The sequence below is a fragment of the Burkholderia sp. Ac-20392 genome (assembly GCF_017104585.1).
Lineage (GTDB): Bacteria > Pseudomonadota > Gammaproteobacteria > Burkholderiales > Burkholderiaceae > Burkholderia > Burkholderia lata.
Genome location: NZ_JAAGPB010000293.1, coordinates 1 through 11,014 on the forward strand (window position 1 = coordinate 1; position 11,014 = coordinate 11,014).

General features: G+C 66.1%; 11 protein-coding genes. 5 read left to right on the plus strand and 6 right to left on the minus strand.

Features of this window, described 5'->3' with window-relative positions; all coding sequences use genetic code 11:
* Positions 1-458 (plus strand): ABC transporter permease subunit (locus G3N99_RS26205; protein WP_175851573.1); only part of this gene is annotated, 458 nt, incomplete at its 5' end.
* A gap of 166 nt (positions 459-624) precedes the next feature.
* The gene (locus G3N99_RS26210) at positions 625-1,059 is read left to right on the plus strand and encodes a GNAT family N-acetyltransferase (protein WP_174937883.1); all 435 of its coding nucleotides are present in this window, start codon (positions 625-627) and stop codon (positions 1,057-1,059) included.
* A gap of 28 nt (positions 1,060-1,087) precedes the next feature.
* On the opposite strand, the gene G3N99_RS26215 is transcribed toward G3N99_RS26210, so the two are convergent.
* The 4 genes from G3N99_RS26215 to G3N99_RS42410 form a co-directional block, all read right to left on the minus strand.
* Complete coding sequence (locus G3N99_RS26215; RefSeq protein ID WP_174937885.1) at positions 1,088-1,711, minus strand: hypothetical protein; 624 nt, start codon at positions 1,709-1,711, stop codon at positions 1,088-1,090.
* Positions 1,712-1,758: 47 nt separating this feature from the next.
* Positions 1,759-3,042: a cystathionine gamma-synthase family protein gene (locus G3N99_RS26220; RefSeq protein WP_174939891.1), complete on the minus strand. Its 1,284-nt coding sequence runs from the start codon at positions 3,040-3,042 to the stop codon at positions 1,759-1,761.
* Between the two features lie 147 nt (positions 3,043-3,189).
* The gene (locus tag G3N99_RS26225) at positions 3,190-4,080 is read right to left on the minus strand and encodes a LysR family transcriptional regulator (protein WP_206123839.1); all 891 of its coding nucleotides are present in this window, start codon (positions 4,078-4,080) and stop codon (positions 3,190-3,192) included.
* A gap of 16 nt (positions 4,081-4,096) precedes the next feature.
* The gene (locus G3N99_RS42410) at positions 4,097-4,219 is read right to left on the minus strand and encodes a hypothetical protein (RefSeq protein WP_277396445.1); all 123 of its coding nucleotides are present in this window, start codon (positions 4,217-4,219) and stop codon (positions 4,097-4,099) included.
* Here G3N99_RS42410 and tam point away from each other — a divergent pair.
* A complete protein-coding gene (gene tam, locus G3N99_RS26230; protein ID WP_206123840.1) occupies positions 4,218-5,003 on the plus strand; it encodes a trans-aconitate 2-methyltransferase in 786 nt (261 codons plus the stop codon). The genes G3N99_RS42410 and tam overlap by 2 nt on opposite strands.
* Positions 5,004-5,043: 40 nt before the next feature.
* Here tam and G3N99_RS26235 read toward each other — a convergent pair whose 3' ends face one another.
* Complete coding sequence (locus tag G3N99_RS26235) at positions 5,044-5,634, minus strand: GNAT family N-acetyltransferase (RefSeq protein WP_174937893.1); 591 nt, start codon at positions 5,632-5,634, stop codon at positions 5,044-5,046.
* A gap of 748 nt (positions 5,635-6,382) precedes the next feature.
* On the opposite strand from G3N99_RS26235, the gene G3N99_RS26240 reads away from it, so the two are divergent.
* Positions 6,383-7,546, plus strand: a complete 1,164-nt coding sequence (locus G3N99_RS26240) for a porin (RefSeq protein WP_174937894.1) — start codon at positions 6,383-6,385, stop codon at positions 7,544-7,546.
* Between the two features lie 168 nt (positions 7,547-7,714).
* Positions 7,715-8,374: a M24 family metallopeptidase gene (locus G3N99_RS26245; RefSeq protein ID WP_206123841.1), complete on the plus strand. Its 660-nt coding sequence runs from the start codon at positions 7,715-7,717 to the stop codon at positions 8,372-8,374.
* Positions 8,375-8,476: 102 nt separating this feature from the next.
* On the opposite strand, the gene G3N99_RS26250 is transcribed toward G3N99_RS26245, so the two are convergent.
* A complete protein-coding gene (locus G3N99_RS26250; RefSeq protein WP_206123842.1) occupies positions 8,477-10,927 on the minus strand; it encodes a phospholipase C, phosphocholine-specific in 2,451 nt (816 codons plus the stop codon).
* Between the last annotated feature and the right edge of the window lie 87 nt (positions 10,928-11,014).

Sequence of the window (11,014 nt, forward strand, 5' to 3'; positions counted from 1 at the left end):
TGTTCGGCTGGCCGAAGGGTCGCGGGATGGTGACGATCTGGATCGGTCACGTGATGCTGTGCGTGTCGTACGTGGCGATCATCGTGCAGTCGCGCGTGAAGGAGATGAACAAGTCGCTGGAAGAGGCCGCGCTCGATCTGGGCGCGACGCCGCTGAAGGTGTTCTTCGTGGTGACGCTGCCGCTGATCTCGCAGGCGCTGCTGTCGGGCTGGCTGCTGTCGTTCACGCTGTCGATCGACGACCTGGTGCTGTCGGCGTTTCTTTCCGGGCCGGGCTCGACGACGCTGCCGCTGGTGGTGTTCTCGCGTGTGCGGCTGGGGCTGAACCCGGAGATGAATGCACTGGCGACGCTGTTCATCACGGCGGTGACGATCGGCGTGATCGTCGTGAACCGGATGATGATCGCGCGCGAACGGCGCCGTGTGGCGGACATGAAGGCGGCGTTCGCGGTGGCGTGAGAGGGGGCGTGGGGCAAAGGCATGAACGCGGCTGGCCGGCCGCGTGATGCGTGACGAAGGCGGCGGGCGTACCAGCACGGCATGCCCGCCGACGCGCTATAGTCGTACGACTCCCGCCGCGGGTGTTGCATGCCCGGCGGACTCTCCCTTCGACCGAACCCGCCCCATGACAACGCAACCCGACGTTTCCATCCGGCTCACCGACACCGGGCAGCCGGCCGCACACGACTTCATCAGCCGCAAGCTCGGCGAATTCAATCACGCGATGACGGGGCGCGCCGACGCGGCCGCGCTCGACGTGTATGTCACCGATCCCGCGACCGGCGAGATCCTGGGCGGCCTGACGGGGCGCACGTCGCTCGGCCTCTTCTTCATCGATCTGTTCTACCTGCCCGAATCGCTGCGCGGCGGCGGCTTCGGCAGCCGGCTGCTGCGCGAGGCCGAAGCGGAAGCGAAACGACGCGGATGCGCGCGTGCGGTGCTCTACACGATCTCGTTCCAGGCGCCGGATTTCTACCGGAAGCAGGGCTACGAAGCGTTCGGCGAGGTGCCGTGCGAGCCGGAAGGCGCGTCGCGCGTGTTCATGGTGAAGGTGCTGTAACCCGGTTCGATCGCCTCGCGTCGCGTGCTCAGATCGTCGTGGCGATCGCCTTCGGCACGTAGCTGGGGTGCGCGACCGGATCGACGAACAGGCCTCTGAATGACCCCTCGCCGTTCTTGTCGGATATGAACGTCGGTGTGGCCGGATCCAGCATGCGGCGCCAGAATGCGTCGCGGCGTGCGATGTTGTCGATCGTCTGCTCCCTGCCGAGGATCTTGCCGGTGATCGTTGCATCCTTGTCGCTGAGGCCGCCGCTGAGAAAGAACGGGCAGCTAGATGGAAGGGGAAGCGTTCGACGGATCTCCGACCAGCACAGCGTGCCGATGCCCTGACGGCACAATTCAGGCGGCAGGATGAAGTCGCCGACGTGCATCTCGAACGACCGCTGATCCAGTGGAAACCATTTGCCGTCGAACGGGAATTTCCTGACCTGGGTGGTCGATCCGGATGACGTTTCCGGGTAGTCGAGCTCGACGGTCACGCGCCCGGTGCAGTACCGGTAGGAAGCGGTGTCCGGCTTGTCGAGCGTGTGCACGATCGTCATGGTCACGTTCGGCGCGTGTTGCAGATTGCTGATCAGGTATCGATGCCGCGTGGTGTTCATGGTGCGGATCCTTCGGTAAGCACGATTACGCGGCTCGAACGCCGGCATCCCGGCGCCGCCCCGTGCGAACCGCCACGGGGCGCATGCCACGTGTATCAGCAATGCTCCAGCGCGTAAGACAGGTCGGCGATCAGGTCGTCCGGATGTTCGAGCCCGACCGACACGCGAATCAGCCCCTCCGACACGCCCGCCGCCGCACGCGCGTCGGCCGGCACGCCCGAATGCGTCGTCGATGCCGGATGGCAGATCAGCGACTCCGTGCCGCCGAGACTGACCGCGGACTTGAAGAGTGTCAGGTGGTTGATGAACCTGAACGCCTGCTCGCGGCCGCCATCGAGGATGAACGCGAACGTCGAGCCGGGCCCGGTGCACTGGCGCTGATAGACGGCCTGGTAGGCCGGATCGTCGATGAGCTCGGGATGCAGCACGCGCACCGGCCGATGCGGATTGTCGGCGAGCCAGCGAGCGACGGCGCTGCCGCTGCGGGCGGCCTGCTGCATGCGCAGCACGAGCGTTTCCATCGAGCGCGTGATCATCCACGACGAATGCGGGTCGAGCTGCGAGCCGAGCGTGCTGCGGATCGAGCGGATCTTCGTGATCAGCGCGCGGCTGCCCGTGACGCCGCCGGCGACGAGGTCGCTATGCCCGCCGATGTATTTCGTCAGCGAGTACACGCTCAGGTCGATGCCTTGCCGCGACGGCTTCTGGTACAGCGGCCCGAGCAGCGTGTTGTCGCAGACCGACAGCGGGCGATAGCCGTGGCGAGCCTCGAACGCATCGATCTCGCTGCGCAGCCCTTCGAGGTCGAACAGCGCGTTGGTCGGGTTGGCGGGCGTCTCGATGTAGCACATCCGCACGTTGCCCTTTTGCGCGGCCGCTTCGAGCGCGGCGCGGATCGCGCTGGTGGACAGCCCGTCGGCGATCACTTCGGAGCGAATGCCCCACTCGGGCAGGAACTTCGAGATCAGCGTCTCGGTGCCGCCATACAGCGGCACGGACTGGACGACGCAGTCGCCCGGCCGCAGGAACGTCAGCAGGATCGCGGCGATGGCCGACATGCCGCTCGACGTCACGACGGCCGCTTCGGAATCGTCGAGCAGCGCGAGGCGATCCTCGACGATCTCCAGGTTCGGGTGATTGAAGCGGCTGTAGACGAGGCCCGCGCCTTCGCCTTCGGGCGAAGGCTTGCGTCCGGCCACGACGTCGAAGAATTCGGCGCCGTCCTCGGCCGTGCGGAACGCGAACGTCGACGTGAGGAACACGGGCGGCTTCACCGATCCTTCCGACAGGAACGGATCGTAGCCGTACGACATCATCTGGGTTTCGGGATGGAGTTCCCGGTCTGCAATCTTGCGCTTGTGATAGTTGCGATAGGCCATGCAGTGCTCCGTGCAGGGGTGGTGAGGAACGGCCGTTGCTGCGGTGGCATGACGCGCGCGGCGCCGGGTAGGCACCGGCCGTTGCGACCGCGTGTGGCGATACTACCCCGAAGGCGCTGCTTCGTGACCCACCCCCTGACACTATCGTCAGGGTGTCGCCTGCTCGACGATCATGTCGTACAACGCACGGGCGGCCGGCGACAGTTGCGCGCTCTTGCGCGTGACGAGCACGAGCGTGCGCGACACCGCCGGCTCAATGAGCTCGATCGTGCGGATCATCGGATACGCGTTCTTCTGGATCGCGAGCTTCGGCACCACGGCCGCGCCGAGCCCTTCCGCGACGAGCCCGAGCGCCGTCGAGCTGCGCTGCACTTCGTAGAACGAATGCAGCGACACACCGCTCGTCTTCAGCGCGCCGTCGAGCAGCCCGCGATTGCCGCTCACTTCGCCGGCGAAGATCAGCGGATGCGGCTGCAGCGCGGCCCAGCGAATGCGCCGCCGCTTCGCGAGCGGATGATCGTCGCGGCACACGAGCACGTACGGATCGCTCGTCAGCGGGACGTTGACCAGTTCGGGATGCTGGTCGCCGGCGATGCCGATGCCGAACTCGGCCTCGCGATGCAGCACGGCCTGCAGCACCGACGCCGACGCGTGATCGAGGATCTTCACGCGATCGTGCGGCCGGTGTGCGGAGAAGGCGCGCAGGATGCGGGGCAGGTATTGCACGCCGACCGTCGGCACGCACGCGATCGTGACGTCGCCGCGCTGGCTCTGGCCGGTTTCGCGAATTTCGGTGAGCGCGTCGGACAGCTCGTTCAGCAGCCGGCGCGCTTGCGGCAGGAAACGCCGGCCGATTTCGGTGAGTGTGGTGCGGCGCGTGGTGCGCTCGACCAGCGCGACGCCGAGAAAGGTTTCGAGCTTGCGCAGCCGCTGCGTGATGGCTGTTTGCGTGACGTGCAGCGTTTCGGCTGCCTGCCGGAAGCTGCCGCCGTCGGCGATTGCGACGAAGGCCTGGACACCGAGCGTATCGATTTTCATCAGAGATTTGAATCAATCACGATATTAAATTCATTTTACTGAACTCCGTGACGATCGCAGAATGCGGTGCATCGACGGCCGCCGGCATCCCATCCGCGTAGAAGGCGAGGCCGTCCACGCCGACCAGGAGAAACGACATGACGACCCCACTCGATCGATACGCCGCCCAGTACGTGCAATTCGAGGACGAGCGCACGCGGCCGATCCGCGATCTGCTGGCCGCCGTGCCGAACACGCCGATCCATACCGCGATCGACATCGGCTGCGGGCCCGGCAATTCGACGGAGGCGCTGCTCGCACGTGCGCCGGACGCAACGGTCCACGGGATCGATGCGTCGGCGGACATGATCGATGCCGCGCGCAAGCGCCTGCCGGACCTGCGTTTCGACGTCGTGGATATTTCCACCTGGGACGATCCGGGCGGCTACGACCTGATTCTCGCGAATGCGGTGCTGCAATGGGTGCCCGCGCACGACACGCTGTTTCCGGCGCTCGTCGGCCGGCTCGCGCCGGGCGGTCATCTCGCGGTGCAGATGCCCGACAACCTCGATGAACCCGCGCACCGGCTGATGCGCGAAGTCGCCGCGGCCGGGCCGTGGGCGGACAAGCTGAAGGGGGCGGCGCGCACCGAGCGGTTCGACGCGCGCTACTACCACGCGCTGCTGTCGCCGCTGTGCTCGCGTGTGGACGTATGGCGCACGACTTACTACCACCCGCTGCGCGGCGGCGCCAACGCGGTCGTCGAATGGTTCAAGGGCAGTGCGCTGCGGCCGTTCCTCGCAGCGCTCGACGAGGGCGAGCGCACCGCGTTTCTCTCGCAGTATCGCGACGGGATCGCGGGGCCGGGCGGCTATCCGGCGCTCGCCGACGGCACCGTGCTGCTGCCGTTCCCGCGCCTGTTCATCGTCGCGACGCGGACGTAAAGCGGCAATGATTCGGTCATGAAGCGCGGGCGGCCGTGCGTCAGCCCACCGGCCGCACCGATTCCGGGTCGACCGTGCGAATCCGCGCGGTCTGCCCGTCGCGCAGGTCCTTGTACCAGAACAGCGCCACTTCACCGTCGTTCTCGTCGTCGGCATACAGCAGGCGATCGTGCCCGCCCAGCACGAAGCCCGAACGGGCATACGTGCTGCATGCGGCGATGTTGTTCGATTGCGTTTCCAGCCGCATGAAGCCGAACCCATGGCTGCGCGCCCACGATTCGGCGGTCGCCAGCAGCAACTGTCCGATGCCTTGCCGCCGGCAGTGGCGATCGACGGCCAGCTCCGCGATCTCGGCCATCCCGTTCCAGCTCTGGCCGATGGCCACGAACCCGGCGAGCCGGCCGCCGGCCGTCGCGCGAAAGAGCGCCGTCTTGCCGGACGCCTCGTCCGCCCAGCCGGCCGGATCGAAGCCGTAGTGCTTGCGCCGCGTCGGTAGTGTGCGGAGATCGAGCAAGTCCTGATACGGCGCGTTCAATTCCCAGGCGATGTCGAACGAGAAGTCGCACCGGTCCAGTTCGTCGGCGGGCAGCCCGCTCGTCTGTTCGATGCTGATGTGCTCGGTTCGGTCCATGTGTCGGTGTCCTGTTTTCTGCGGGATGGCGTGGTGGTGTCCGTGATGCGATTGCCGGCGCCATGATGTGCGCCGCATCGCGTTTGTTCTTGCTTCGATTTCTTGCACCTGCACAATTCGCCGCGCACGCGACCGGCACAGACTGGCTGCGTCCGTGGCGGTGGAGCGCGGTCAGGCGATGAACCGGACGGTGACGCAAACGTGTGCGGGGCTCGCACGCCGGTTGAGGCGCTCGTTCAACCGCCTGATTATGCTGGATTTCGGCGTGGGCCCCGTGTTTGCTTCGGTGCGGTGACGGCCGCCTGTGTCGTGCATTCGATCCGCGAGGCCGTTGGCCGCATGTGGATGAAAGACGACAGGAACCCGAATAATTGTTTACCGTTTGGTGACAAATCGATATATTCCGAAAAATATATCGAAGGTCGTGGCGTCGTCAGGCGTCACGTCGTCCACCGCTCCACGAAAGCCGGAAGAGATTCTGACCTGCATCGCCGGAGCAACGCGTCGTCGCGGCATGCGCAACCGGAGCGCACGCTGACCGACGCTGCAACACGAGCGGCCGCCCCCGCGGCATGCCGCTTCAGCAAGCCCACACTGGCATCGAAACGGAACATCGTGCACGCGCATGAGGTGTTGGTGCGTGCGGCGATCCTGTGGCTTGCGCTCGTTCATCAGTCGGTTCTTCGTCAATACGCCGCGTGTCACGCTGCGAGGCAGGCGCGCGCGTCAACAACAAAAGGAAGTGAGCATGAAAAAGACCATCGTGGCCGCGGCCGCACTCGGGATGTTCGGCGCCGCCGCGCACGCGCAAAGCAGCGTCACGCTCTACGGGTTGATCGATGCGGGTATCACGTATTCGAACAAGGTCGCGACGACGGGCGGGCACGACAAGCTCGTCAAATATGGTGACGGCGTCGCATCGGGCAGCCGCTGGGGCATCCGCGGCACCGAGGATCTCGGCGGCGGGCTGAAGGCGCTGTTCGTGCTGGAGAACGGCTTCAGCAGCGGCGATGGCTCGATCGGCCAGGGCGGCGCAATCTTCGGCCGCCAGGCGTTCGTCGGCCTGTCGAAGAACGGGATCGGCTCGCTGACGTTCGGCCGCCAGTACTCGTTCTCGACCGACTACATCGGCGCGAACTATTCGATGGGCAGCCAGACGCCGGCCGGCAACTACGCGTATCACATCAACGACCTCGACCAGCTGACGTCGAGCCGCATCAACAACGCGGTGAAGTTCCAGAGCGCGAACTTCGCGGGCCTCACGTTCGGCGCGATGTACGGCTTCTCGAACTCGACGCAGTTCGCGGGCACGCCGACCACGACCGGTGCGAACGGTTCGCAGGGCTCGTCGAGCGCGTACAGCTTCGGCGCGAACTATGCGCAAGGGCCGTTCGGCATCGGCGCCGCATATACGAACATCCGCTTCCCGAACGGCGCACAGCCTGCATTCGGCGTGAGCATCGCGAACGTCAACACGCAAGGGTTGCGCGACCTCGAGACGGTTGGCGTCGGCGCGCGCTATACGATCGCGGCGGCGCTCGTGTGGGCGAACTGGACGCACACGAAGTTCGTGCCGCTGTCGGGTGAAACGTCGAAGCTGAACAACTACGAAATCGGCGGCCGCTATGCGTTCACGCCGGCCCTGAGCGGCGGTCTCGGCTATACGTTCTCGAAGCTCGACGGCCGCTACGACGGCAAGTGGCACCAGGTCAACGCGGCGGTCGACTATGCGCTGTCGAAGCGTACGGACGTGTACGTGAGCGCGGCCTACCAGAAGGCGTCGGGCAGCAACACGATCAACGGCCGCGTGGTGCCGGTGCAGGCCGAGATCGGCTCGTCGGGATCGTTCATCGGCAACGCGGGCGCGAACACGCAGTTCGTCACGCGGATCGGCCTGCGTCACAAGTTCTGATCCAGCGCACACACACGCTGACGGGCGCTCCATCGGGGCGCCCGTTTTGCTGTGGCGTACGACGAAGCGCGAGTCGGCACCGATTGGCGAATCGATATATTCTCCTGTGCATATCGAAACGACGAACGACCGACCCCACCCCCCTTTTACCCGCACGGGAGCACCATCTTGAATTCGACGCACCGCGAAGCCGTCGGCGAAGCCTTTTCGCTCGACGCGATGCAGCACGCAAGAACCATGACATGGCAGGCGGTCGACGCGATCGCCGAGGGCATCCGGCCCGGCATGCGGGAATCGGAGGCCAACGCGCTGGGGTTGAGCGTGCTGAAAGCGCTCGGGATGGACCGGATCTGGCATCCGGTGCTCGTGCGTTTCGGGGAAAACACGCTGCGCACGTTCAAGGAGCGCTCGGTGGCGGACCCCGTCCTCGCCGACGACGACATTTTCTTTATCGACCTGGGCGCGGTATGGGCGAAGCATGAGGGCGACGCGGGCGCGACGTTCGTGTGCGGCGACGATCCCGACATGCACGCGTGCGCGCACGCGGCGCGCGTGATCTACGACGAAGTCGAGCATCACTGGCGCACCACCGGCTGCGCGGGCATCGCGCTGTACGAATTCGCCGCGCAACGCGCCGATGCGCACGGCTTCCGGCTGAACGTCGACATCAAGGGGCATCGCGTCAGCGACTTTCCGCACGCGATCTACAAGGCCGGTAATCTCGGCGACTTCGATGCCGCGCCGGCGGCCGGGCTGTGGATTCTCGAAATCCAGATCGCGCACCCGACACGGCCGTTCGGCGCGTTCTACGAGGATCTGCTCGTCTAGCGCGTAACGTGCGGCTGGAAAAGCATTCGGGCGCAACGGGGTACGTCGCGCCCGAATGCGTGTCGGCCCCATGCGGGCGGCCGACACGGTCCGGCCCTGCCGTCAGATGGTGATCGTGACGGGGCCCGCGAGCGGCGTGTAGCCGTCGTCGAACAGGTACCACGCGTCGTACTGCCCCGACGCCAGCGTGCTGTTGGCCGTGGACGAGAACAGCAGCGAGCCGCTGCTTTTCGGCAGGTACGCCCACGACTTGTAGCTGCCCTTGGTCGGCTGCGCGCCATGCGCAAAGATGCCGACCCAGTTCTTCGGGCTGTGGCTCCACGGCGGCGCAACGTAGTCGAACCGCAGCGTGCCGAACGTCGAGCCCTGCGACGCGAGCGACGCGACGAACTTCTTGCTGGTATTGCCGATCGCCGAATCCGTGAGCAGCGCGCCGGATTGCGTCTGCACGCAGCCGGCCACACGACGCAGGAAGTTCGGGTCGTTCGCGTCGCGGATGCTGGCGTCGTACCAGCCGGCGTCGCCGTACCACGTGACCGCTTGCGTCGCGCCGGCGGCGACGGTGAACGACTGCTTCGTGTTCATCCCGTACGCGTTGTCGGTGAGCTGGAACGTCGTCGCGCCGGCCCCGGCCGAGTTGTCGAGCGTGATTTGCACGTTGCCGTTCGCCACGTCGTAGCACAGGCTGATTTCCGCGGTCGATCCCGTGTTGCCGGACGAACCGATGCTGCCGCGGAACGTCTGCAGGAAGCCGTTCGGCCCGTAGACCGAATAGTCGTAGCTGCCGCCGCTATTCAGCGCGAGCGAATCCGACAGGTTCGTGCACTGGCTCGCGCCGGCCGCGATCGTGTAATGACGGGGGATCGTGCTCGTGCCGTCGACCCACGCCTGCAGGTGCACGCCGGCCGTGCCGGTGTTGGTCATCGTCAGCGCCAGCGTGTGGCCGGCGCGGTTGACCTTGCCTTGCACGAAGAACTCGTAGGGCAGGCGGCAGGCGGTGCTGCGGCCGGTGGCCTGCGCCGGCACCGCGGTGGTGGTCGGGTAGGGGATCGGGACGGTCGAGCCGTTCGGGTTCATGTTGCTCGCCGGCGGCTGGATCGCGGGCACCGTCTGGTCCGTGTTCGAGAAATCGAAGGCCGACGTCAGGTCGCCGCACACCGTACGCCGCCACGGCGTGATGTTGGTTTCCTGCAGCCCGAAGCGCGCTTCCAGAAAGCGGATCACCGAGGTGTGATCGAAGACCTGCGAGTTGACCTTGCCGCCCTTCGACCACGGCGAGATCACGAACATCGGCACGCGCGGGCCGAGCCCGATCGGTACGTCGCCGCTGGCCGAGCCGTCCGATGCGGCGCCGCTGCTGGCGACGAATTCGGCGGCCGTCGAGACCGTCGACTGGCCGGTGCCGGCAGCGGAGCTGGCCGGGACGGCCGGCGGCATGTGATCGAACAGGCCGTCGTTCTCGTCGTACATGACGAGCAGCACCGTGCTGGCCCATACCGCCGGATTCGACGTCAGCGCATTCAGGACGTTGCTGACGTACCATTCGCCGCCGCTCGCGGCCCACGACGGATGTTCGCAGTAGGCGTAGGGCGCGGCGATCCACGACACCTGCGGCAGCGTGCCGTTGGCGACGTCGGCGCGCAGCTGGCTGAAGAGGTTGGTGTCGTATTCCTTGCCGCCGCCGGACGGATCGATCTGCGTGCCGTTGAGCGCCGGCGCGAGCGGATCGTTTGCGCCGAGGTTCTGGTATTGCTTGAAGTTCAGGATGACGTTGTCGCCGTAATTGCCGTTCCACCAGAGATCGCTTTTGGAGCCGTTGTATTCGCCGTAACCATGGCCGGCATCCATGCCGTTGCCCTTGTCCTGGTAGAACTTCCACGTGACGCCGGCCGTGTTCAGGCGCTCCGGCATCGTGGTCCAGCCGGTGCCCGTCATCGTGTTGGTCGTGTACGGCGAATAGCCGGTGACGTTGCCGCAGCACCCGGTCCACAGATACAGCCGGTTCGGGTCCGTCGGGCCGAGCATCGAGCAATGGTACGCGTCGCACACCGTGAACGCGCTCGCCAGCGCGTAGTAAAACGGAATGTCGTTCTGCGTGAAGTAGTACATCGTGCCGCTGGTCTTCGCGTCGGCCCAGTTGTCGTAGCAGCCGTTGTTCCACGCACTGTGCGTGCCGCTCCAGCTGTGGTCGAGGTCGCCGTAGTAGGTGTCGCCGTTCGCGGTGCCGGAGGGCGGGGACGGGTTGAACGGAAACACGTAGGACGTCAGCCAGGGCTGGCGCCACACCGGATACCCGCTCGAGATCACGACCGGCCGCGGGTCGCCGAAGCCGCGTGCGCCGCCCAGCGTGCCGAGGTAGTGGTCGAACGAGCGGTTTTCCTGCATCAGGATCACGACGTGCTTCACGTCCTGGATCGTGCCGGTCACGGTGGCAGCCGGAATGGCCTGCGCGCGTGCGATGCTTTCGGGCAGCATGCCCGTGATCGCGGTGGCGCCGGCGAGCTTCAACGCATCGGCGAGGAATTGACGTCGTGTTGTGGGTTTGTTTTGCATGATCGCTCTCTGTCGTGGATGGCTGGCCTCGCGGCCGGCGTCGGTCAGTGGCACGCGCTCGCGCAGTGCAGGACAGGCGTGGACGCC

What these genes read in the sequence shown, in the direction of transcription:
- G3N99_RS26250 (WP_206123842.1), bottom strand. Translation starts at nt 10,927, where the DNA reads ATGCAAAACAAACCCACAACACGACGTCAATTCCTCGCCGATGCGTTG.
- G3N99_RS26235 (WP_174937893.1), bottom strand. Translation starts at nt 5,634, where the DNA reads ATGGACCGAACCGAGCACATCAGCATCGAACAGACGAGCGGGCTGCCC.
- tam (WP_206123840.1), top strand. Translation starts at nt 4,218, where the DNA reads ATGACGACCCCACTCGATCGATACGCCGCCCAGTACGTGCAATTCGAG.
- G3N99_RS26215 (WP_174937885.1), bottom strand. Translation starts at nt 1,711, where the DNA reads ATGCCGGCGTTCGAGCCGCGTAATCGTGCTTACCGAAGGATCCGCACC.
- G3N99_RS26240 (WP_174937894.1), top strand. Translation starts at nt 6,383, where the DNA reads ATGAAAAAGACCATCGTGGCCGCGGCCGCACTCGGGATGTTCGGCGCC.
- G3N99_RS26220 (WP_174939891.1), bottom strand. Translation starts at nt 3,042, where the DNA reads ATGGCCTATCGCAACTATCACAAGCGCAAGATTGCAGACCGGGAACTC.
- G3N99_RS26210 (WP_174937883.1), top strand. Translation starts at nt 625, where the DNA reads ATGACAACGCAACCCGACGTTTCCATCCGGCTCACCGACACCGGGCAG.
- G3N99_RS42410 (WP_277396445.1), bottom strand. Translation starts at nt 4,219, where the DNA reads ATGTCGTTTCTCCTGGTCGGCGTGGACGGCCTCGCCTTCTACGCGGAT.
- G3N99_RS26225 (WP_206123839.1), bottom strand. Translation starts at nt 4,080, where the DNA reads ATGAAAATCGATACGCTCGGTGTCCAGGCCTTCGTCGCAATCGCCGAC.